Genomic DNA, 22,087 nt, shown 5'->3' with positions numbered 1-22,087 from the left:
ATTATTCTATATTTCTATTTTATAAAGCGCCTCTTGGTTTCTACTACCAAAACCTCGATCCATACCAAGATTATTCTTCCCTTGGTCTTCTTCACTTAAATAGTGTTCTTGTGAAATTTCGACACCATGAATTTTAATCCATTTAACAAGTTCGCTATTTCCTGAGTTATCCCCGCTCAGTAAAAAATATTTAACCTTCCCTTTCTTTACAAGACCCTCTAGCTCACTCGTTGTTAGAATAGGGTCCGTACCGTTGAACCCTCCTAATGCCATGACGCTTTCATTAGCATCAATAATATAAGGTGCGGCCGTAACGGTTGTGAGCGTCGCAAATAAGTACTCTTCTCCCGTATTATTTTCGCGAAGGTATGAAAGAAGCTCGCTATTCACGTTTGAGCTAAATATTCCACCTCCGTTCATTGAGTTGCTAAGCTGCGGCCCTGATTCGGGGAGTACACTACTTCCACCGTAAAGGATAGGAGTCACAGACCAATACATTGGCGCTATCAAAAGGATACATAAACTGATAATTGACAGTCTTTTTCTAGCTATGTCGTGACTCTTCAGTATAACAAAAGCAACTGTCAGCATTACACCTACAATACCTAATGTATACATCCATACGCTTCCAATTTGCTCTGTGTAAGAGCCTAGAATATACGTTTGAAAGATGACAGTAACTCCCACTGCTGCGGGTAGTAAATAACTTTTCCAATCGTTACACTCTTTGTATAAGCGATACATTGCACTCCAGCCAATCCCGCACAAAGCGGCAATTGGAGGAGCAAGCATAATTAAATAGTAGTGATGAAAAAATCCCGCAATGCTAAAAAACCCGGCTACTGGAACCAGCCATGCAGTCCAAAACATCGCTTCTTGCCATTCTTTCTTTCTTCGCTCACGAAATGCGGTCAGTGCTACCGCTAAAATTCCCATTAATGCAAAAGGCAACACCCAGCTAATTTGCCCAGATAAAGCCGACTGAAATAATCGAAGTGGACCTGCTTCACCTGTTCCAAACATATTCATACTTTGGCTACCTCCAGTTCCTACACTTCCTTGTGGCCCTCTTGAATTATTGTTTCCTGGAGGTCCACCATCCCCTTGATTTTGAGGCATTTGCGGCGGCTGATTATTTCCGTTCATTGACGGAGGTGTCCCTTGAGCATCGTCACTTTCTGAGTCGTCAGGAATTGATATATTCTTTGATGCCTGAACACTTCCTTGTTCTCCAAATCCGCCCATTCCAGCTCTTGCATTTCCTGTTGTTTGCCCTAAAAGACGTTCCGTACCGTTATAACCAAAAGCTAACTCCAAAACTGAATTCGTTTGGCTGCTACCAACGTAAGGACGATTATCTTCTGACACGTACTCTACTACCAAAGCCCACGATAGCGAAACGCTTGCTAATACAAACATAGACAGTATAAGTGATAAAATTCTTTTTTTTACTGACTTCCGTGCAGCAACAGCGTACATGACGATAAAAGCTGGTAATACCATAAATGCTTGAAGCATTTTCATATTAAAGCCCAGTCCAATTAGTCCAAAAGCAAATATAAGCCAAAGGATCTTTCCTGATTTCAGCGATTTCATTAAACACCAAGTACCTAAAAGAAGTGTAAATACTAACAGACTGTCAATATTATTCGTTCGGCTTACTGCTACTGCAATAGGAGTTAACGCCATGACAATTGCAGCAATTCGAGCTGCTCCATCTTCGAACGTCGGTTGAACCATTTTATAAAGTAAGTAAACTGATCCTGCTCCAGCAAGGGCTTGGGGTAAGATCACGCTCCATGTGTGCACGCCAAACAAAAGTGCAAAAATAGTTTGAATCCATAGCACAACAGGTGGTTTATCCACCGTCACGAAGCCAGACGGGTCAAATGAAGCGTAAAAGAAATTGTGAAAGCTCTGAGTCATGCTTTTCACCGCAGCTAAATAATATTGGTTCGCAGCCCCGTCCTGCCAAATGTTGTATGTATTTAATACTAGTGTAGCTACCAAGCTTAAAACTAATACTAGATCCAATCGTTGCGTGATTTTTTTCATAAACTTCTCCTTTTGTTCATCATTTGTTACACAGTTTAGCAAGGAAATGTGAACTGAAAATGAACGGTGAAAAATTCATGAATGATTATCTATTTAAGTGCCTATTATTAAAATCATCTTCTCGAGTTTTGGATGCTTTTATTTAAATAATTACCTACAAGCTTGAATGTTCTATTAGTTTGAAAAATTGATAGCCCCTTGAACAAAATAGTTTTTATTATAGAATATTTAAATAGATAAAACATTCTATACTTAACATAACTGTTTTGGAAAGGAGCTTTACTTGCTACTGTGGAAAAGAAACTTACAAAGCATGCTCACCAATCTACTATTGTTTTTATTTCATATTTTAAGAAAATGAAAGGAACTATGAGACAACGCGGAAAAATCGATTATATAGATTCAACTATTTCTGCTGCAGGTGCATTAATTGCCATGCTTGTCGTTAGTTTTATCGTTTTACACCTAGGTTACCCTATGGCTATAGCTCCTCTTGGTGCAAGCTGTATTTTAGTCTTCGGTGCTCACAAAAGTTTACTTTCACAACCTCGACATGTCATTGGAGGACACTTTCTTTCTACAACTTGCGCAATTATTATACTTGGTTTACTAGGCAAAAGTGTTTTTTCCCTCGTGTTTGTATTAGCATTTGTCCTTTTTCTTATGGCTCTTACAGAAACAATGCACCCTCCAGCAGCAGCTAGTGCTCTCGTTGCCATCAATAACGAAGTAACGTGGAAGTTTCTACTTCCTATTGTTTTCGGTGCTTTGGTAGTCGTGTTTATTTCAACCATCTATAATAATGCCTTTCGTGCAAGGCAGTATCCGACGCATTGGTTTTGACTGCGCTACTTCATAAATTGGACTTCAAAAAAACGGATACACACGTATCCGTTTTTTCAATCTAAACAAGATCAAGGCTATAGTTAGTAGCCTATCTCCAATAATAAAGTTTTAAACTCAATGAGCTGACGGCTTAACATTTGAGCGATCATAAATCGCGAGCTTATCTACTAATCTTTTACTAGTCGAATCTAATCCTTCAATTGCAACATTCGTTCCATGTTCGCGATATTTCATCACAACCTTGTCAATAGCACCTACAGCTGAATCATCCCAAACCTTGGCATTTGAAAAGTTAATAACGACGGATTTAGCATCAGCTGTAAAGTCAAAAGCATTTACAAAGCTTTCAACTGAAGCAAAGAATAAAGGTCCTTCTACGTTAACAAGTAAGTTGGAACCTTCTACCTTTTGATAAAGATTAATCTTTGAGATTTTTGCTACAAATAACACTGCACTTAAAATTACGCCTGCAATAACTCCTTTTGATAAGTCGTGTGTTGCCACAACGATTGCCATCGTGACAATCATGACAATTACATCACCTTTTGGTGCGGTAACAGCATATTTAAAGGAAGACCAATCGAACGTTCCGGTGGAAACCATAATCATAATTCCAGCGAGTACAGGCATTGGAATTTGCACAACAAGTTGACCTAAAATCAGAATTAAAAACATCAAAAACATTCCAGCTACGAAAGTCGACAAGCGACTTCGACCACCTGATTTAACGTTGATGACTGACTGTCCAATCATCGCACATCCTGCCATTCCACCAAAAAATCCTGTCACAAAGTTAGCGATACCTTGACCCTTTGCTTCTTTATTTTTATCACTTTCAGTATTCGTCATATCATCTACAATTGTCGCTGTTAAAAGCGACTCTAATAATCCAACAATAGCTAATGCAACAGAGTACGGAAAGATAATAGTAAGGGTTTCAAACGTAAACGGAACGTCTGGAATCAAAAACGACGGTAAGGATTGTTTAATTACTCCTAAGTCTCCTACTGTACGTAAGTCTGCACCACTTGATATAGCCACAATGGTTAACACGACAATGGCAATAAGCGGTGCTGGAATTGCTTTAAAAAATCGTGGTACAAGATACACAATGATGAGTGTAATTGCTACAAACACGTATGTTAAAGTAGAGATTCCAAAAAAATGTGGAACCTGAGCCATAAAAATTAAAATAGCTAAAGAGTTTACAAAGCCTATCATAACCGCTCTTGGAATAAATTTCATTAGCTTAGCTACTTTAAAAATACCAAATAAAAGTTGAATCACTCCTGTTAAAATAGTCGCTGCTAATAAATAGTTTAGTCCGTAGCCTTTTACTAATGGTACCATCAGTAAAGCCATAGCGCCTGTTGCTGCTGAAATCATTCCTGGTCTGCCACCAACGAATGAAATAATAACGGCAATACAAAACGAAGCATACAAACCCACCATCGGATCAACGCCTGCAATAATCGAAAATGCAATGGCTTCTGGAATTAGTGCTAAAGCAACTACGATTCCTGCTAGTACGTCAGCACGGATGTTTGAAAACCATTCTTGCTTAATTTTATCTACCAAATCCTGCACCTCTTATCCTTTTATTTTGACTCGCTACTCGCAAGCCGAATTCGTCTTCAACAAAAAGTAGTCTACCACTCTTTTTCCCAAAATGGAACCTTTTTGATACTTTTTATTTATAATTTTCTTTGTGGTATGATAAAAGACATGCACTAATTAGCAAGGGAGCAGTGAGATGATTATTGGATACATGAGGCCTTACGAAGGAGATATAAACTGTAAGAATCAAGAACTATCTCTAAAAGAAATTCCATGCGATACTATTATAAAAGAAGAACATGGCTCTGCAAAAAAACGAGTTCAGTTAGCAAACTTAATTGATAGTCTTTTAGCAAATGATCAGCTAGTTGTTAAACGTTTCTTCACGTTAGCTGACTCTACTAGACACCTTTTGGAGCTGCTTGAAGCAATTCAAGCAAAAGGAGCATACGTTCAATTTCTTGATGAAGACATTGATACGAGCTTATCTAATGGAAAGATATTTGTACATACAGTAAAGCATCTTTTAGACTTCCAAAGCGATGTTATTAGCGAGCGAACAAAGCAAGGGGTCTCACGAGCGAAGAAAAAAGGAGTTTCGACTGGGCGTCCACGAAAACCAGATGAAAATGTAAAAAAGGCAATTGAAATGTATCAAAGCAAAAACTACACATTATCAGATATTAAAGAAAAAACGGGAATTAGTAAGTCAACGCTATATCGATATTTAGAAGGATAACGAAAAAGCGCTGCTCGCAAGCAGCGCTTTTTCATCTACATCAAACTAAAATTGACCAGTAAGGTCTTAGTTATCAAGGGGATAACTAGGATTTTTTGACTTTAAGTCAAAGGGGTATGGTGGTATTGTTCGTACCAATAATGTAATAGTAGCACTCATTCCTCTATAAAATCCACTTACTTTAATTTCATAATACTTTGTTTAATTAAAAAAAGCAGGCTTGTCCAATACAATGCCTACTTTTTCACCAGTTTACTGACCGTCTTTAAACTTTCCTACACCTTCTTGTACTTGTCCTTTTGCCTTATCTTTTTTACCGCTTGCTTGAAGTTTTTTGTTGTTTGTCGCGCTACCTACTTGATCTTTTACTTCACCTTTTGCCTTGTTAACAGCACCTTTTACTTTATCTCCTAAACCCTGATTTTGATTACTCATTGCAATCCCTCCTATATTTGATTTGTTATATTTTGTATACCCGACGCGTCTCGTCATGAAACGAATTTCTCATGTTAAAACAAGCAATTTTTTAACTAAACTGATAAAAACCTTTCACTAAGGCAATAACTAAACGTAACCAACGCAACAGGAGTGCATGAAATAAAAATGATTCCTATAATCTGTCTTGTCTTAGCTTCGATATTTATTCTAAAGATTGACGTTCCTCGTTTACGAAAAGCAAACATGCACAAAGAATTTAAAGTGCTTATTTTTTTGCTTGCAATTAGCTTTAGCATGGTTATGGCTAGGGGTGTATTACAAGACGTTCCTAATCCTTTAAACGGGGTTGCTTTTCTTTTAAAACCTCTTACTGATATTCTAGTTCAGATTCTAAGATAAAAATGGGTGAAACAACTATGAAGAAAAATAAAATATCCCCTACTCAGTTTAGAATATTGGTCACGTTGCACTGTGTAGGAAGCGCTATTCTTGTTGTACCCTCAGCTATAGCTGCTGATGCAAAACAAGACGCATGGATTCCGGCTCTTTTAGGAATTATAATTGGCGTTATTCTTATTCAGTTATATGCGGCAATCGGGAATCTTTCTCCTGATAAAACGCTAATTGAACTAAATGAATATCTTCTAGGGAAGTGGGTTGGCAAGGCTGTATCTCTTCTTTTTTTTCTTTCTGTCTTCTTGTTTTGTGGTGAAGTTTTATATTACTTAGGAAGCTTTTTAGCCACACAGGTAATTGACGAAACTCCTATTTTATTAATCAATATTGCATTTATGCTTGTTGTAGCGATTGGAGTTCGATCAGGAGTAGAAAATTTAGCAAGGTCAGCTCAAATTTTATTTCCATGGTTTGTCATACCATTTATTGCGTTAATCTGTTTTATTACGCCACAAAGCGATTTTAAAAATCTTCAGCCTATAGTGGCTATAGACTTAAAATCACTTATTAGCTCTACATTTACTTTTGTTAATATTAGCTATCTTACTTTTCCTGCTTTACTTATGCTATATCCAGCTCATATAAGCCGGCTTAAAGAAGCAAAACCTTCCTTTTTAAAAGGTGGTATTATAGGTGGAGCCATTATGTGCATTCTCATTTTATTAAGTACTTTGGTTTTAGGACCATTTCTTTCTGCAAGTGCTTCTTATCCTAGTTATGAGCTAGGAATGAGAATTAACATGGGTACATTTCTGCAAGGAATCGAAATTATCATTGCCATTATGTGGTTTATTTCTCTGTACTTTAAGCTAGCTATTTACTTTTACAGTACAGTCTCAAGCTTTGCACAAATTTTTGGATTAAAAGAGTATAAAGCTTTTACCATGCCCTTTGCTATTATGGCTATTGTATTATCAATTACTGTCTATCCAAGCATTAGTTACCAAAGAAATTGGGATAGTGAGACGTGGCTATCTTATAGCTTAATTTTCGGATTGATCTATCCACTGCTTCTTTTTATAGTGGGGATATTTCGCAAAAAACGTCAATCTGAAGCAAACGTATAACTTTTTCATTCTTCGATACAAATTAGAAACAAGTGGAGATACCATTGAAATACTCCAAAGCTATTCTGTTTACTAAGAACAGAATAGCTTTGGAGGAACAATAAAAATGAAATTAAAGATTAATAACCGAGAAATCAGAGTTCGTAAAAGAGGAATCATTACAATCGCTGTACTTGCTTGCATTATTTACCTAGCAGTTATTAACACTGGTGGCGATTCGAAAAAAGCGAGGCAGCAAGTGTCTACGTTCGAGAAACCAGCTAATGTTTCTGAAAAAAAAGTAGCTACTTATCCGAAGGAAACAAAAGGCACAACAATAAAGATTAGCGCTGCTGGTGATTTTACCATTGGGAGTGACGAAACTTTTCCTTATCCTAATAGCTTCAATGATGAGGCGAAGCAAAATGGGCTTCCTTTTTTCATTGAACATATATCTACTTTATTTAGTCGTGATGATTTGACAACGGTTAACTTAGAAACTCCTTTAACGACTGCGACCGCAAAGGCTGCTAAAAAATTTCGTTTTAAAGGAGATCCGTCTTATACAAAAATATTACAACTCGCTAACATTGAAGCCGTTAACCTAGCAAACAATCACACATACGATTACCTAGAACAAGGATACAAAGATACGATTCGTCATCTGACGGATGCGCATATCGGATATTTTGGAAACGGGCATACCTATATAAAAGAAATCAAAGGAATAAAGGTGGGAGCTCTGGGCTATGAGGGATGGGACGATACGCGAAATTTACGATCACAAATTAATCGTGATATTCAAACATTAAAAACACAAGGAGCAGCCATTATTATTGTTCATTTTCACTGGGGAGTAGAACGAAGTGAAATCCCGCTTGAAAGCCAACAAGCACTAGCTCGCTATACAATTGATAGCGGCGCAAGCGTCATCTTAGGTCATCATCCTCATGTTGTGCAAGGTATTGAAGAATATCAAGGAAAATTTATTGTATATAGCCTAGGAAATTTCATGTTTGGGGGTAATAAGAATCCTAGAGATAAAGATACCTTTGTTTTTCAACAAACCTTTCATTTTAAAAACAAGAAGTTAACTGATAAAAAGGATATTGCTATTATTCCCTATAGCATTTCGTCTATCGCGTCTAGAAACAACTACCAACCCACGCCTCTCGAAGGCTCCGAGAAAGATCGTGTCATGAATAAAATTTTGGAACGGTCTTCTCAAATATCAAAACCTAATTGGCTGGTTTATAATCAAGAAATTAAATAAAATAAGACTGGTTGGGAAGCATTGAGGTTTTTAACACAGAGACCATTACCTTTTATGTATTCGTTTTTAGAATTCTAACATAAATTCCATCATCTTTCACACACTAAGAATAGCTAGCACAGCTGTGAAAGCACTTTTTTTAACACTATGCTTTTGCAAAAAATCAACAAGTCCTGTGATAAGGAAAAGGAATGCTAAAGAAACGTAATTTATTTCAATTAATACTAGAAAGGTCGATTTTAGTGAAAAAGTTACTTTTATGCTTAACACTCATTTTTATTTCGTTCACCCACCTTGCTTCGTTTCCTCATGCTTATGCAGCAGAATCTAGAGAGCCTGCTTACGCAAAGTGGGGAAAGCTTGCGATGCAAAAAACAAAAGAAAAGTATCCAAAAGCCGCTATTTATGACTATTTACATGTAAAAAGAGAACAACAAGGCAGTATGTCAAAAGAAATTTTTAAGCTTTGGTTAAATGAAAACAATCGAAAATTCACGGTAATTGTTTCAATTGAATTTAACACATCGTCAGAAGCTGTTTCAAAGATAAACTTTAAAGAAGAATGAAAAAACCAAGTGGCAGATTAGCCAACTTGGTTTTCTCTATTATTAACAGCTGATAGTTGAATAAGGTTAGTTCTATTCAGAATTGCAATAAAAAAGGAAAGCAAACAAAAACCTGCTGCAATTGTAAACGTTACACGAACACCAAAGTAATCTGTTATATATCCAAATAGTAACGAAGAAAGTCCAAAAGATCCGTAGATTAGTGTATTTCTTGCTGAATGTACTTTTGCTAGCAGCTCTTTCTTGGCATTCTTTTGAATAATAGTCACTTCTGCAACGTCTCTCGCCATTTGTGGTAAGCCGTACAATAGTGAAATTATAGCAGCTAACCACGCTATAGAATTCGTGCCAAACCAAAAAGTAAGAACCGTTAGGAAACACGAGGACCATACCATCGCTTGACCTAAATTTTTCTCCATTACTTTTGAATAACGATATACAAGCGCTCCGCTTACTAACATTCCCGCAAAGAAAGCTGCATTGATAATCCCCCACCACACGTACGTTTGATGAAGACTTTCTTCGACAAACACCAGTATAATCGCTGCAATCCAAACCCCTCCAGCCACAGTTTCTAACATCGTCATTATGCTAGTTGTCCGCAGCTGTTTTGAATTCCAAATAACTGTCCACCCTTCCTTAACCACAGCTAGCTTGGATGACGCTTCTGCGCTTTTTTGGATACCTTCTACATGAATACACCACATAAAAGCGGATGAAATGGTAAACAGCAAAAAAGTAAACCATAGCATATTAGCTTCGCCCCACCATATCATAAGTATGCTTCCAGCCGGCCAAGCTATAAGTCTTGTTATTTGATCAGTCATAGCTAAAAAGCTGTTTGCTTTTATAAGCCGCTCTTCTGCGATTAAGCTTGGGACAAGGGCATTGCGAGCTGGTGATGCAGCTCCATCTAAAAATGACACGCATCCAATTACTATATAGATTAGCCATAAAAGGTCTATTCTTATATGCCATGTCATAAAACAAAGCACTAGCAAAAAAATCGTTTTCCCAGCCTGAGAGTAACATAGAATTGCCTTCAAGTGATGCTTTTCAATAATTAAAGGCGCGACGATACCGCTTACTAACGCTGTCATTGTAATAACAAAGGGAATTAAGGACATAAAGGTAACTGATTTAGTTATGTGATATACTGCTGCTGTTAAGCTCACAATATATAATACATCACCTAAATTCGCTAGCATTTGTCCAATCCACAGAAAGCGAAATGATTGTTCTTTATGAAATTTTGACATAGAAATCCCTCACATCTTATTTAGTTTTTAGCTTATAAATGTAAGAGACTTTTACATCGGACTTCCTCCCGCTCATTCTGATTACTTTTTATTTTATCATAGTAATCACTTTTTTTACATAATATTCTAATTTTGTTGTTTTTTTGCCCCTCTCTAAGAATATTCATCATGTAGTGTATCTGTACTATAAGAATGAAGAGAGCAAAGGAGGAAAAATTGTTGAAGAAAACATTTTAAAAGTTGAATGGGTGGATTTTGAAACAGCGGACAAATTGCTTCCTTACTACAATGACTTTGAACAATTACTAACTACTGAAGGAATTCCATATGCTTTACAAAAGTGAATAAAACACTTTAACTTTTCAACGCCCATTTTTAGCACACTTCCTCCCTTTCTGACATCGCCTGCATATGATGAACAGGGAAAACACCTAGTTAGAGGAGGAAAAATAATGTATCCAAATTCACCTTATTACCATCAGTGGTATCACCAAATGTATCAACAGTTTCATCCACCTTATTATCCTACACCAGCAGCAAGCAGCCGAAACCATCAAACAAGAGAAATTAGAGATTACGGTCCAAACCCACTCGTTGTAAACATTAACGAAGCGACAAAGCAAAATGAAACATTTCGGACAGCTTTGTGGACAGGAAAGCATTTTCAAGTAACGCTAATGAGTCTTGCACCAGGAGAAGATATTGGTTTGGAAATGCATCCAGACGTAGATCAGTTCTTACGGGTTGAACAAGGGCAAGGTTCTGTTAAAATGGGCAGTCGAAAAGATAACTTAACGTTTCAAACGGACGTTTCAGATGACTTTGCCATTATCGTACCTGCAGGAACATGGCATAACTTAACGAATACAGGAGATACAGCTCTAAAGCTCTATTCTATTTATGCTCCGCCAAACCATCCGTTCGGAACCGTTCACCAAACGAAACAAGATGCAATGGAAGCAGAGCCAGAATAAATTGCAAAGAGACACTAGCCTTCGCTACTGTCTCTTTTTTATAATTTAAATAACATGCCTTAAAATTATTGTTGATTATTTAGAACATATTTTATATAAATTACGATTGCTAATTTATATAAAATACCAGTTTTCAACCTTTGCAAGAAGGAAGAAAACTGGTGTTTTATTAATGGTGAAATCCGTTATCATATTTTGAATCTTTCTTAATTGGACGGTCTAATGAGTTTAAAAATTCAACAGCTTGCTTTAAATTAATAAGAAGCAAATGGGCGAGATCCCTTGAAAACCCATTTCGTACTACAATTCGCATAATCGTTATCTCTTCCATGTCTTTTGGCAATGGATAAGCTGGAACCTGCCATCCGTATGTACGGAGCTGCCTTAATAAATCATAAAGCGTCCAGTTATCCGTATAATCATCCTTTAGCTTCCAGGCTAACACTGGGATATCTGATCCGTTTGAGAGAACTTCAAACGAATCTAGTTTGCCAATTTCTTCACTTAAAAAATAAGCTGTCTCTTGCGACGCTTTTTGCACAGCATAATAGCCTTCTTTTCCTAAACGAAGGAAATTATAATATTGCAAAAGAACCTGCGAGCCTGGACGTGAAAAGTTCAGTGCAAAAGTTGGCATGTTCCCACCTAAATACGATACGCGGAAGATTAAATCCTCTGGAAGATCGTTTTTTTCTCTCCAAATAACCCATCCTAGACCTGGGTAAACAAGCCCATATTTGTGGCCTGAAACGTTAATTGATTTTACTCTTGGCAAGCGAAAGTCCCACACTAAATCCGGCTGTAAGAATGGCGCGATAAATCCACCCGATGCGGCATCTACGTGAATGGGGATATTAATTCCTGTTTTCTCTTCTAATTCATCTAACCCTTTTGCAATTTCAGCGATTGGTTCATAAACTCCTGTATATGTAACACCTAAAATTGGAACAACTGCAATCGTATTTTCATCAACCGCTTCTAACACTCCCTTGGGATCTAAATAAGGAGTATCAGGACTAATATTGACGTATCGTGGCTCTACATCCCAATAGTTTGCAAACTTTTCCCACACAACTTGAACCGCTGAGCTAAACACAATATTAGGCTTGGCTGTTGGCAGTCCTTTTTTCTTTCGCTCTTGCTGCCATCTGCGCTTTAAGGCAAGGCCTCCAAGCATGCAAGCTTCCGAAGAACCTGTTGTTGAGACACCCATTGTAGATTCCGGGTCAGGTGCATTCCACAAATCTGCTAAGATGCGAACACATCTTTCTTCAATAGCCGCAGTTTGAGGGTATTCATCTTTATCAACCATGTTTTTATCAAACGACTCTTTGTACAAACGTTCTGCATCTGGTTCCATCCATGTCGTGACAAACGTAGCTAAGTTTAACCGAGCGTTTCCATCCAGAGAGATTTCATCATGAATGATTTGATATGCCGTATCCGGCAGCATTCCTTCATCTCGCATTCTAAGACGAGGTATCGTTTTTTCACCTTGTCGTGAAAACAATGGATTAATTTCAAACTCATTTGGCAGCTTCTTCTGCTCGCGATCTTCGTGCCATTGCGGCATACCTGTTCATCTCCTCTAGCTTATTTTACACTTTAACAAACATACAAAAAATTCCTTTTTAACTATTGTTTGTATAACCTTCTTTATACACTACTAAACATTATGAACATTGAAGGTTTCTTTCATTCTAGAAATTTAGATGTTCTTTCGAGGCTTCGTTTCAATGTAAAAAAAGAGCTTTTCTAACCTAGGCGTTGCTAGAAAAGCTCTTTTTTTAATTAAGCAATAAGCCTATTGAAAGAAAAATCATGTATTACTAAAGACGGATTTTCTCAAAACCAAGCACTATTTTTCGCTTTTTTATTTTAAGGTGGATAAACTATTAATTGAGTTATACATACCTTACCTAATAAAGGAGCCAAACCATGACTGAAAAAGAAAAAATGCTAAACGGTGAGAATTATAATGCTAGGGATCCTGAGTTACTAAAGATGGCCCAAGAAGCACGCTATTATATGGATGAGTTTAATAAGCCTGGTAATCATCCAGATGGTGATAAAACAAGTATCTTAAAAAACCTATGTGAGTTTGTTGGAGAAAACGTTTGGATTGAAAAGCCGTTTTTTTGCGATTATGGTAAAAATATTTCGATTGGCAAAAATACGTTTATTAACTTTAATTGCGTCTTTTTAGATACTAATAAAATTGTTATTGGTGAAAATGTTCTAATCGCACCAAGCGTACAAATTTACACTGCAACCCACCCTTTAAAAGCATCTGAAAGAATTAACACAAATCACAAGCCACATGAAGCACCGTATCGTACCCTTACTAAGCCTGTAACTATCGGTGATAACGTTTGGATTGGTGGAAATGCAATAATTTTGCCTGGCGTTACGATCGGTAACAACTCTGTTATTGGCGCTGGAAGCGTTGTGACTAAATCAATTCCTGAAAACTCATTAGCAATGGGCAATCCGTGTCGAGTTGTTAAAGAAGTTTAACCTCATCGCACTTTGTATTATTGTTTCCTTGCTATAGTGCTTTTCCAAGTAGCTTCTTTAGTCTGAAAGCTTTTATCTTAATTAGCTAAAAAAAGAGTGATGGAAAAACTCACTCTTTTTTCTTTCAAATTTTATTCCTTTAATTCCAATCCTTTTTTCATTAGTTCTGCCACTTGTATATTATCGTACTGACCACTTTCTTCTAAATGGTGAATTACTCTTTTTCGTCGTTCAACTGAATGATTTTGACTTAGCTTAGCCTGCGCTTCAATTTTTGTGATATGAATCTTAAACGCAACAAGGCCCTTGCTTAATCCTTCTAGTAAATTAGCATGGACATCTTTTAATTCATACGTGCTTTCCGGCTTTTCATATTTGGCAACTGATTTATTTAACACTTCAACGATCGTGTGCTGACCCTTAATAATTTCTAACTTACCAGATACATGAACAGCAACGTAATTCCAAGTAGGTACAGTTTGATTGGTCTCATACCAAGAAGGCGAAATGTAACAGTGTGGTCCTTGAAAAACTGCCAACACTTGTTGGTCGACAGCATCTTTCCACTGTTCATTCGCTCGAGCTACATGCCCGTATAAAGTTTTTTCTTCTCTATGTAAATCAAATGGCAAATGCGTAGCAAAAGGCTCGCCATTATGATAAGAAAATAAAGTACCAAACCCGTGCTGATTAATAATCTCGTATATTACCTCTTCATCTTGAATCATGTAATACTTCGGTATGTACATACGTCCCAGTCCCCTTAAAAAATTATTTAGATGCGTGTTTTAACCATAATTAAATCAATTTGCTCTTCATTCCCCATATAAAAAGAGTGTTGCCCTTGTTGAACAAATCCCAGTTTTTGATAAAAAGCAAGCGCGTTCTCATTTTTCTCCCAAACGCCTAGCCAAACCTTTTGTTTACCTAAATCTAACGCTACTTCGATAGCTTTATTAAATAGCATCTTGCCAAGACCACGTTTTTGATGCTTGTTTCGAATATAAATTCTTTCAATTTCAAGAGCATCCTCCCCCATTGCTTCAGACTGAGCTTCATCTACATTGACTTTTAAATAGCCTGCTAGCTCATCGTCATGGTAAAGAAAAAAGAAGCGTGAAGAATCATTGACCCACTCTTTTTCTAGCTGCTGTAGGGTAAACGCTTTTTCTAAATAAGCTTTCATGTTTTCAGGAGAATTTTGATGTCGAAACGTCTCATCAAACGTTTCATAGCTAATGACTTGCAGCTGCTCTAATTGTTCATAATTGCAGGGTTCAATTTTTATATTCATGTCGTGATTACCTTTCCTTTCTACTTATTCATACGTTCTTTTATTTCCTTTTTTAACAAACTCCCAGTCTTTTTCAACGTTCCTTCTTGCTCGTTTAAGTAGGTCGACCATCATTTCCACTTCTTGCTTTGAAAATCCGTTTAACGCGACTTCGTTTGAATACTCATTTTCTCTTTTAATAATTGGAAAAACACTCATGCCTTTTTCAGTTGGAAAAAGCTTTTTTATCTTTTTGTTTTGGATATCTTCTTTTTTTTCAATGAATTTATTTATCTCTAATTTTTTTATAGCGCGAGCTGCCGTTGTTCGATCAACCTTTATCATTTCTGCTAGCTTTTCTTGAATAATTCCTGGGTTTTCACAAATCCGAACAAGATACAAATACTGCCCCTTGGTAAGGTCATATTCTTTGAATTCAATATTACTGATGGAATCAAGTGCTCTTGCAATCATCCCAATTTCCCGTAAAATCTCCACAGTGTCACACCTCCATTTTGTTGCATTTACAACAAAATATTTATATATAACATATCTTATTTTTATTGCATTTACAACAAAAAACACAATAAAAAAAGAAGCCTTAAAAGACTTCTTTTCTAATTATTAATATGATTCTTTTTCATTGCAAAGTAAATCGGTAAACCAAGAGCCGTAATACCTAACCCCCACAAAGCAAGCGTTGTTTGTGTAAAAAGCGTATTAATCACAATAAACAATCCACCTAGTAACGAAATAAGTGGTAGTACAGGATAAAGTGGTACTCGGTAAGGTCTTTGAAGATCGGGTTCACGCTTACGTAAAATAAGCACAGCCGCAAAAGTCATCGTGTAGAAAATCCAAATAACAAACACCAGCATGTCCGTTAGCGTGTTAAATCCGCCGATTGTCATCATAATAACGGCGATAAACAAAATAAAAATGCCCGAATTATAAGGTACTTTACTTTTTTTCGAAAGGCGCCCAAACCATTTACTGAATGGAAGCTTATTCTCTGTTGCCATCGCATAAGGGATACGCATTCCTGTCATCACGTAACCATTGATTGAGCCAAATACAGAAATTAAAATACCGATACTGACAAACTTCCCACCAAAAGCACCAAAAATTAAGCTTGCAGCATCTGATGCTGGCGTATCTGTACCCGCTAATGCCGCTGCCGACATGACCATAAGAAACGCAACGTTAATAAGAAGATATACCGTCATAACAGCAGATAAGCCAAGAATAATAGCTCTTGGAAGATCTTTTTTCGGATTCTTCATTTCCCCTGCAATGTTTCCAACTAAAATCCAGCCGTCATACGCAAACATGGTCGCCAGTAACCCTGATCCCAGCGCTGTTAAAAAGTCTTTATCTGCCCCTGCTTCTACTGGAAACAGCTGAAACGGTACGTCTCCCTTATGTAATAAACCAAAGATAATAATGAGTACTAGTGGGATGAGCTTACAAACAGTGGCAATCGTTTGAATTGCCCCCGCAGCTTTTGCACCTAAAAAATTCATTAAGGTCAAAAATAACGCAGTAGCAATAGCAATTATAACAATGAGAGATTGATTATCGTTTGCCGTTAAGCCAAATAAGCTGATTGTTTGCGTTCCAAAGATAATCGCAAGCGCAGCAATATTAGCTGGAAAGTAGATAACCGTCTGTGCCCACCCAAGCAAAAACGCAACAAGGTTTCCATACGTTCTTTTTAGATAGGCCATCATTCCTCCTGTTTCAGGAATAGCAGCTGATAATTCAGCAGCTGTAAGGCCTGCACATATTGTTAAAAGCCCGCCAATTAACCAGGCTATAAGTCCAAGGCTAGCAGAGCCAGTCGCTCCATAAACAGCGGTTGGTTTAAAAAACACACCCGCTCCAATAACTGTTCCAATAACTGTCGTAAGAGCAGCTAAGAACCCAATTTCCTTTTTTAAATCTTGCTGCGGCAAAGGAATCCACTCCTTTTTCTCTAATGATGAAGACTAGCTGTTTATACATAAAAAAAGAATGTACTTCTGTCAAGTACACTCGTCAAATTTTAGCATATTCTTTTGCTAAGATGCAATTTAGGTTTTTAAACTGTTTATATACATAAGTTAAATAAAAAAGCGCACACCTTTACTTCTTTTTATGAAGCTCTCGGCACGCTCCATTTTAAGATGAAAAAAGTATCCATAACATTGCGAACCTAAGAATCGAACAAACGTTCTTTTCTTAAGGAATTATTAGCACTATAATTAAACTGTCCGATACTTCAATTTAAAGGAGCGTTTAAAATGAAGAAACAAATTACACCCTATTTATCTTTTAATGGAAATGCCATGGAAGCTTTAGAGTTTTACAAAGAAGTTTTTGAAGGCCAAATTCAAGAAATACAAACGTTTGGAGAAGCAGATTTCCCAACTTCTCCAGAAGCTCACGATAGAATTATGCACGCTAAGTTTCAAAAAGACGAACTATTTTTCATGGTTTCTGACTCTTTTCCTGGTCAAGCTGTAGCATCTGGAAGCAATATTTCTTTAGTTTTAGAGTTTGAAGACAAGCAAGAGATTGATACTGTTTATCAGCGTTTATCAAAAAACGGCACTGTTATTATGGAGCTACAAGATACGTTTTGGGGAGCTCGCTACGCAAAAGTAAAAGATCCCTTTACTGTTACATGGGATTTAAACCATACGTACAGCAAGTAGGGTTTACTATATTGATTTGCTACTAACAAAATAATTTTTATAAAAAATCTTACTCTAACTGTATTAAAAAATCTTCTTAGATCTTATGCAAAATGACTTCTCATGAGTGAATTTGTGCATAGAAACAGTTCACTCATAGTTTACTTTTCTCATTTATGCGATAACCCTCATCGTTTTCACTACCATTACACCTACTTTACACACTAGGGCTAGAACTTATTTCTTCTATTACTTTGAGTAGTTGGACTAGCGTTTTTCATCAAATTTAGTTACATGATCTTCCTTCTTTGAACATGGAATAAAAAACATAGAGAATGCTAAAAATGTTTCTAATCAGCTTATAACATCATATTTTAATGCTACATAAGTTTAAAATATTCAACAACACTATGAGAGAAAAGAAGTGACAGTATGTATACACTTGTTACCGGATTTAATGGAAAGGTTGGATTTGAAGTTGCTAGAAAACTAAAAGCATCTCATCATCCTATAAAGTGTGCAGTAAGAAACATAGAGAAAGCAAAGCAAATATACGGCAATCAATATGAATTTACTTCTCTTGACTTTTCAAATCCTAGCACTTTTCAGAATGCCCTCAAGAATATTAATAAAATTTTCCTTATTTATCCACCTGGAGATCAGATTGAATTTGAAGAGTTTTTAGCTCATGCAAAAAAGCATGGTATAAATCATATCATTTATTTATCTGTCAAAGATGTACAGTTCTTACCTTTCATTCACCATTTTAAAAATGAAAAACTGATCAAGCAGCTTACCATTCCTTACACGTTTATACGCGCTGGCTACTTCATGCAGAATCTAAACGATTTCTTAGGCAGTGAATTAAAGATTAGACATCGAATTTATGTACCTGCTGGAAAAGGAAAAACTAGCTTTGTAGATACCAGAGATATTGCGGAAGTGGTCTCCATTGTTTTGCAAGGAGATGAGAAACATCATTATCAAAAGTATGTGATTACTGGTAATGAAGCATTGGATTTTTATGAGGTGGCTTCTCGAATGAGTGAAGTACTTCAAACTCCTATTCATTATGCTAACCCTTCAATAAAAGAGTTTAGAGAGTTTATGCTCAAAACCGGGGAAGATGAAAGATTTATTAATGTAGTGATTGGGATTCATATCCCGACAAAACTTGGTCTAGCTAAAGGCATTAAGAATGACTTTCAAATTCTTACGTCTAGAAAACCTACTGCTATTTCAACTTACATTGAAGATTATAAAGATAAATGGCTCTAGGTAGACGAAGTGACTTTCACAAAAGATTTGACGTTGTTCAACTAAAAATTCTTTTTTAGTTGATGACACTCCGTACAATTTTTATAGAGGGTTGGAAAAATCCAATCCCCTCTTTTTATAATTGATTACGTACAGAATTGAAGTCTTAATAATCTAAAAAAAACAGTTATTAACAATCCGTGTTCTTAGACTTATGAAGAGGTGGAGGAATTAACCATCCTTTTTCTTTACTAAGCTTTAAAAATTTACCGCCTAGCGCTACTTTTTCCATGTGAAATTGGCTGAACATTGCTGCGATATCCTCACGTACGCACTGGCCAATTAATTGACTACATTCCACTAACCCTGCTGCAATATCACGTGAAACAGCAGCCGCAACTAGCAGTATTGGAGGAAGCAACGTCCAGTCATAGCTAGTCGTCTTTTTTGTCATTATGTTATAAAGGATACTACAGCCAATTGTCATTAAAGCGAGATAAATATACATCAAAAGTCCAGCCAATACTAAAGCCATTAGAACACCCCTATCCAGCATTCACCACTCTCTTAATACATATTTCACCATGTTTACATCTTGAAAAATTCTAATAAAATATATCTTTTAAAAAATTTATAATTCGATTTGTTTTTTCTCACAAATAAAGAAAAATTTTCTATAACCCCTTGATTACCCTATGATAGAATGTATTAAAGAAGAAAATACGATGTGACTTCTAGAAGGAGAGAATTGCAATGGAGAATGCTTATGAACTAACAACAAAAAAACTTAATAAAAAATATGAAAATTTCTTAACCTTTGTTGCATTAACCATTTCGTTAAGAATTCTTGATTTCTTTGAAAACAGCACTATTAATAACTATGTTGGATGGACCTCAGCATTAATTTTCAGCACAGTAGCACTAATTTTAATTAGTAAAACTAACATCTCATTAAAACTAAAACAAATATGCGAACATCTAAACCTCAAAATTTTCATGCTATATGTAACGTATATAGCGTTTTATTTTATAATCTTTCTGTTCATCTTTAAATTAAACTAATTTTATAAACAGGATTCAAGAATAATAAAAACAGGAGCGTTTGCATTAAGCTCCTGTTTTTCAATTCCCTTTCATTTATTTGGCTTCTTTGTCCAATAAATGCTCGCTATATGTCAAGATAGATACATGGGTTATAAGGCTTTCCAGGCAAAAAACAACCTATAATAAAACACTAGCTTTTCAAGAGTTATATCCACGGAATTCTCCCCATTTAAGAAACATGCTTAACGCACAACATTCTTTCCCCTGAGACTGAGCAGGCATAATTAACAAAAGCCCATCTGGATTGTACTTGGTTGTTATAGGTGTACTTATTCCTATTGATTTAATTAAATTATCAACCTGCTTGTGATTTCCAGCCTGAGCTGCTGTCATCAAGGTCTGAGAAAACTTTGGATCAGCTAATTTTTTCAGCAAAACACTGGATTCAAGAACAATTTTTTGAAGGGAATTGACAGAATGACTAAAAATAGAAGTATCAACTGGTGGGGATTGTGGTTGACGATTCATTTGCTGTTGAAAGCATGGGTTATAATAATGATAATAATACATAAAACACCTCTTCATTTTACATAGTTAGTTATTTTTATGTACTCTGTTCATGTTCGGTGAATTACCGACTAGATGCTATACTTCATACTTCTAGAATGCGGCTCTCTTTGGCTTTTACGCTTTTCATTTAGCACATATTTTAGTTTATTCTACTTTCCATTTGCATTCGCTTTTTTGAAATAAAAAAAACTAATCACTACATAGTGATTAGTTTCCTACAGCTGTAATTCTTCAAGCTTTCTTTGTAAAGCTTCGACCTGTCGTTCTAATTCTTTTAATCTTGTTTCTTGCTCAGCGTTTTCTTGTTGTTCAAACGCCTGCTCTTCCATTACTTCATCAATTGCAAACTTTGCCGCATACGTCGCTATAATATCCGCTACAGTACCAAGTATGCCGGATAATAAATATAACTTTAAACTTGTTGCTAATTGTGTTTCTTCTTGCTCGAATTGATTTTTCTCCTGGTTCTGCATCTCCATTCACTCCATTAGAATATAATAACTTTTATAAACAATATATTCGTAACGCAAGCAGATGGTTAAAAGCCTATCTTTAATTAATTCTGTTATACTATATTCGGATATTCCAAACAGTCAAAGCAGACCCACCACATTTAAGGATTCATTGAATACTATTTTATTTTCATTCTTATATGGATTAACCGACTTTACTATTCCTCGATCATATAATAAATAAAAAAACAAAATATGTTCACAACATCATAAAAGGAAGTGTTGTAATAGTGGGTAATGAAAGTAAACTTATTATTTCTTCATTAAATAATGATTTAATAGACGATATCAATATGACAAATGATTATTTTGAGTTGTACGGTAGAGTTGTCCCTAGCTTACAATCAGGAAGATGGTCTTACAAAGAAGTTCTTTTTAATAAAACGAGAAAAACACGTTTTCCAGATGACAAACTTGATTGGAGTCAATATATAAACTAAGAAGATAAAGCTTTATTTTTAGCTTATATGAATAATACTTGCATAGGACAAATTAGAATAATTAAAGATTGGAATCGCTTCTGTTATATTGAAAGTATTTCTACTAAAAAAGAGTATAGGGGCAGCGGAGTTGGAACGTTGCTCTTAAATAAAGCAGAAGAGTGGGCAAAACAAAGGCAACTTATAGGAATGTCCTTGGAAACACAAGATGATAATCTTGGTGCGTGCAGATTTTATGTAAAACAAGGATTCAGCCTAGGCGGAGTTGACACACTAAAGCAGTCATACAACCCTAATATTGAAACAACTTTATACTGGTATAAAGTGTTCAAGTAACGGAGTCTCTAGCGGAATAAATAGAGGTTTGTTTCTTGAGACATTAACAATATATCCAAAATAAAAAACCGATTTACAGGTGATATATATTGTCTTCACTATCAAATAGGTCCATTCTTTATCTTAATGATATAACGTCAACTATTTATTCAGCATCTTTTCATAGGGTTAAATCATTAAGTGAGCAATTTATTAAAAAATCGTCTTTAGGTTTTACAAAAACCCTTACTACAAACACCAATATCATTTGAAGA

The 22,087-nt window shown here is 36.0% G+C and carries 21 protein-coding genes and 2 pseudogenes; 11 read left to right on the top strand and 12 right to left on the bottom strand.

Features of this window, described 5'->3' with window-relative positions; translation table 11 throughout:
• Positions 1 to 6 precede the first annotated feature (6 nt).
• Entirely contained in the window at positions 7 to 2,055 is a 2,049-nt protein-coding gene (locus tag V2145_RS04500; protein ID WP_330987358.1) for a glycosyltransferase family 39 protein, read from the bottom strand.
• A gap of 291 nt (positions 2,056 to 2,346) precedes the next feature.
• Between V2145_RS04500 and V2145_RS04495 the strand changes: the two genes are divergently transcribed.
• Positions 2,347 to 2,898, top strand: a complete 552-nt coding sequence (locus V2145_RS04495) for an HPP family protein (protein WP_311857065.1) — start codon at positions 2,347 to 2,349, stop codon at positions 2,896 to 2,898.
• Between the two features lie 117 nt (positions 2,899 to 3,015).
• Here V2145_RS04495 and V2145_RS04490 read toward each other — a convergent pair whose 3' ends face one another.
• The gene (locus tag V2145_RS04490; protein ID WP_330987357.1) at positions 3,016 to 4,479 is read right to left on the bottom strand and encodes a SulP family inorganic anion transporter; all 1,464 of its coding nucleotides are present in this window, start codon (positions 4,477 to 4,479) and stop codon (positions 3,016 to 3,018) included.
• 175 nt (positions 4,480 to 4,654) lie between these two features.
• Between V2145_RS04490 and V2145_RS04485 the strand changes: the two genes are divergently transcribed.
• The gene (locus V2145_RS04485; protein WP_311857059.1) at positions 4,655 to 5,197 is read left to right on the top strand and encodes a recombinase family protein; all 543 of its coding nucleotides are present in this window, start codon (positions 4,655 to 4,657) and stop codon (positions 5,195 to 5,197) included.
• A 252-nt stretch (positions 5,198 to 5,449) separates the two neighbouring features.
• On the opposite strand, the gene V2145_RS04480 is transcribed toward V2145_RS04485, so the two are convergent.
• Complete coding sequence (locus V2145_RS04480) at positions 5,450 to 5,632, bottom strand: CsbD family protein (protein WP_094912481.1); 183 nt, start codon at positions 5,630 to 5,632, stop codon at positions 5,450 to 5,452.
• A 168-nt stretch (positions 5,633 to 5,800) separates the two neighbouring features.
• Between V2145_RS04480 and V2145_RS04475 the strand changes: the two genes are divergently transcribed.
• The 4 genes from V2145_RS04475 to V2145_RS04460 all read left to right on the top strand — a co-directional run bounded on the left by V2145_RS04475 (position 5,801) and on the right by V2145_RS04460 (position 8,976).
• Positions 5,801 to 6,034: a hypothetical protein gene (locus V2145_RS04475; RefSeq protein ID WP_094912482.1), complete on the top strand. Its 234-nt coding sequence runs from the start codon at positions 5,801 to 5,803 to the stop codon at positions 6,032 to 6,034.
• 17 nt (positions 6,035 to 6,051) lie between these two features.
• Positions 6,052 to 7,158 (top strand): GerAB/ArcD/ProY family transporter, encoded by a 1,107-nt coding sequence (locus tag V2145_RS04470; protein ID WP_131888143.1) that lies wholly within the window; start codon positions 6,052 to 6,054, stop codon positions 7,156 to 7,158.
• A 106-nt stretch (positions 7,159 to 7,264) separates the two neighbouring features.
• Positions 7,265 to 8,410 (top strand): CapA family protein, encoded by a 1,146-nt coding sequence (locus tag V2145_RS04465; protein WP_311857054.1) that lies wholly within the window; start codon positions 7,265 to 7,267, stop codon positions 8,408 to 8,410.
• Between the two features lie 242 nt (positions 8,411 to 8,652).
• Complete coding sequence (locus tag V2145_RS04460; RefSeq protein WP_311857051.1) at positions 8,653 to 8,976, top strand: DUF3889 domain-containing protein; 324 nt, start codon at positions 8,653 to 8,655, stop codon at positions 8,974 to 8,976.
• Between the two features lie 17 nt (positions 8,977 to 8,993).
• On the opposite strand, the gene V2145_RS04455 is transcribed toward V2145_RS04460, so the two are convergent.
• Positions 8,994 to 10,235, bottom strand: a complete 1,242-nt coding sequence (locus tag V2145_RS04455; protein ID WP_311857048.1) for an MFS transporter — start codon at positions 10,233 to 10,235, stop codon at positions 8,994 to 8,996.
• A 452-nt stretch (positions 10,236 to 10,687) separates the two neighbouring features.
• On the opposite strand from V2145_RS04455, the gene V2145_RS04450 reads away from it, so the two are divergent.
• Positions 10,688 to 11,209, top strand: a complete 522-nt coding sequence (locus V2145_RS04450; RefSeq protein WP_131888147.1) for a cupin domain-containing protein — start codon at positions 10,688 to 10,690, stop codon at positions 11,207 to 11,209.
• Positions 11,210 to 11,378: 169 nt separating this feature from the next.
• Here V2145_RS04450 and V2145_RS04445 read toward each other — a convergent pair whose 3' ends face one another.
• Positions 11,379 to 12,782 carry a glutamate decarboxylase gene (locus V2145_RS04445; RefSeq protein ID WP_330987356.1) on the bottom strand — a complete coding sequence of 468 codons (1,404 nt, stop codon included), beginning with the start codon at positions 12,780 to 12,782 and terminating at the stop codon, positions 11,379 to 11,381.
• 365 nt (positions 12,783 to 13,147) lie between these two features.
• Between V2145_RS04445 and V2145_RS04440 the strand changes: the two genes are divergently transcribed.
• Positions 13,148 to 13,726, top strand: coding sequence for a sugar O-acetyltransferase (locus V2145_RS04440; protein ID WP_131888149.1), 579 nt, complete (start codon positions 13,148 to 13,150; stop codon positions 13,724 to 13,726).
• A 131-nt stretch (positions 13,727 to 13,857) separates the two neighbouring features.
• On the opposite strand, the gene V2145_RS04435 is transcribed toward V2145_RS04440, so the two are convergent.
• From V2145_RS04435 to V2145_RS04420, 4 genes are all read right to left on the bottom strand, one after another.
• Entirely contained in the window at positions 13,858 to 14,475 is a 618-nt protein-coding gene (locus V2145_RS04435; RefSeq protein ID WP_330987355.1) for an FMN-binding negative transcriptional regulator, read from the bottom strand.
• Between the two features lie 26 nt (positions 14,476 to 14,501).
• The gene (locus tag V2145_RS04430; RefSeq protein WP_131888151.1) at positions 14,502 to 15,020 is read right to left on the bottom strand and encodes a GNAT family N-acetyltransferase; all 519 of its coding nucleotides are present in this window, start codon (positions 15,018 to 15,020) and stop codon (positions 14,502 to 14,504) included.
• A 24-nt stretch (positions 15,021 to 15,044) separates the two neighbouring features.
• The gene (locus V2145_RS04425; RefSeq protein WP_094912622.1) at positions 15,045 to 15,473 is read right to left on the bottom strand and encodes a MarR family winged helix-turn-helix transcriptional regulator; all 429 of its coding nucleotides are present in this window, start codon (positions 15,471 to 15,473) and stop codon (positions 15,045 to 15,047) included.
• Between the two features lie 143 nt (positions 15,474 to 15,616).
• Positions 15,617 to 16,954, bottom strand: a complete 1,338-nt coding sequence (locus V2145_RS04420; protein ID WP_131888152.1) for an APC family permease — start codon at positions 16,952 to 16,954, stop codon at positions 15,617 to 15,619.
• 327 nt (positions 16,955 to 17,281) lie between these two features.
• Here V2145_RS04420 and V2145_RS04415 point away from each other — a divergent pair, with 327 nt between their 5' ends.
• A complete protein-coding gene (locus V2145_RS04415) occupies positions 17,282 to 17,695 on the top strand; it encodes a VOC family protein (RefSeq protein ID WP_330987354.1) in 414 nt (137 codons plus the stop codon).
• Between the two features lie 411 nt (positions 17,696 to 18,106).
• Complete coding sequence (locus V2145_RS04410) at positions 18,107 to 18,952, top strand: SDR family oxidoreductase (protein WP_131888154.1); 846 nt, start codon at positions 18,107 to 18,109, stop codon at positions 18,950 to 18,952.
• Between the two features lie 169 nt (positions 18,953 to 19,121).
• Here V2145_RS04410 and V2145_RS04405 read toward each other — a convergent pair.
• The 3 genes and pseudogenes from V2145_RS04405 to V2145_RS04395 all read right to left on the bottom strand — a co-directional run.
• Positions 19,122 to 19,331: pseudogene (locus V2145_RS04405) on the bottom strand (DUF3231 family protein); the annotation flags it as partial.
• 842 nt (positions 19,332 to 20,173) lie between these two features.
• Complete coding sequence (locus tag V2145_RS04400) at positions 20,174 to 20,545, bottom strand: hypothetical protein (RefSeq protein WP_131888155.1); 372 nt, start codon at positions 20,543 to 20,545, stop codon at positions 20,174 to 20,176.
• A 215-nt stretch (positions 20,546 to 20,760) separates the two neighbouring features.
• Positions 20,761 to 21,018, bottom strand: coding sequence for a hypothetical protein (locus tag V2145_RS04395; protein WP_094912497.1), 258 nt, complete (start codon positions 21,016 to 21,018; stop codon positions 20,761 to 20,763).
• Positions 21,019 to 21,287: 269 nt separating this feature from the next.
• Between V2145_RS04395 and V2145_RS04390 the strand changes: the two are divergent.
• A pseudogene (locus V2145_RS04390) lies at positions 21,288 to 21,833 on the top strand (GNAT family N-acetyltransferase).
• Positions 21,834 to 22,087 lie beyond the last annotated feature (254 nt).

The sequence above is a fragment of the Priestia sp. GS2 genome (genome assembly GCF_036409025.1).
GTDB classification, from domain to species: domain Bacteria; phylum Bacillota; class Bacilli; order Bacillales; family Bacillaceae_H; genus Priestia; species Priestia aryabhattai_A.
Note: the sequence above shows the minus strand (reverse complement) of the source record. Positions and strands in the feature narration are given on the sequence as shown.

Coding starts and splice junctions, on each gene's coding strand:
- V2145_RS04475 (WP_094912482.1), top strand. CDS start 5,801: ATGATTCCTATAATCTGTCTTGTCTTAGCTTCGATATTTATTCTAAAG.
- V2145_RS04435 (WP_330987355.1), bottom strand. CDS start 14,475: ATGTACATACCGAAGTATTACATGATTCAAGATGAAGAGGTAATATAC.
- V2145_RS04400 (WP_131888155.1), bottom strand. CDS start 20,545: ATGTATTATTATCATTATTATAACCCATGCTTTCAACAGCAAATGAAT.
- V2145_RS04445 (WP_330987356.1), bottom strand. CDS start 12,782: ATGCCGCAATGGCACGAAGATCGCGAGCAGAAGAAGCTGCCAAATGAG.
- V2145_RS04440 (WP_131888149.1), top strand. CDS start 13,148: ATGACTGAAAAAGAAAAAATGCTAAACGGTGAGAATTATAATGCTAGG.
- V2145_RS04470 (WP_131888143.1), top strand. CDS start 6,052: ATGAAGAAAAATAAAATATCCCCTACTCAGTTTAGAATATTGGTCACG.
- V2145_RS04455 (WP_311857048.1), bottom strand. CDS start 10,235: ATGTCAAAATTTCATAAAGAACAATCATTTCGCTTTCTGTGGATTGGA.
- V2145_RS04395 (WP_094912497.1), bottom strand. CDS start 21,018: ATGCAGAACCAGGAGAAAAATCAATTCGAGCAAGAAGAAACACAATTA.
- V2145_RS04465 (WP_311857054.1), top strand. CDS start 7,265: ATGAAATTAAAGATTAATAACCGAGAAATCAGAGTTCGTAAAAGAGGA.
- V2145_RS04450 (WP_131888147.1), top strand. CDS start 10,688: ATGTATCCAAATTCACCTTATTACCATCAGTGGTATCACCAAATGTAT.
- V2145_RS04415 (WP_330987354.1), top strand. CDS start 17,282: ATGAAGAAACAAATTACACCCTATTTATCTTTTAATGGAAATGCCATG.
- V2145_RS04425 (WP_094912622.1), bottom strand. CDS start 15,473: ATGATTGCAAGAGCACTTGATTCCATCAGTAATATTGAATTCAAAGAA.
- V2145_RS04485 (WP_311857059.1), top strand. CDS start 4,655: ATGATTATTGGATACATGAGGCCTTACGAAGGAGATATAAACTGTAAG.
- V2145_RS04500 (WP_330987358.1), bottom strand. CDS start 2,055: ATGAAAAAAATCACGCAACGATTGGATCTAGTATTAGTTTTAAGCTTG.
- V2145_RS04410 (WP_131888154.1), top strand. CDS start 18,107: ATGTATACACTTGTTACCGGATTTAATGGAAAGGTTGGATTTGAAGTT.
- V2145_RS04430 (WP_131888151.1), bottom strand. CDS start 15,020: ATGAATATAAAAATTGAACCCTGCAATTATGAACAATTAGAGCAGCTG.
- V2145_RS04480 (WP_094912481.1), bottom strand. CDS start 5,632: ATGAGTAATCAAAATCAGGGTTTAGGAGATAAAGTAAAAGGTGCTGTT.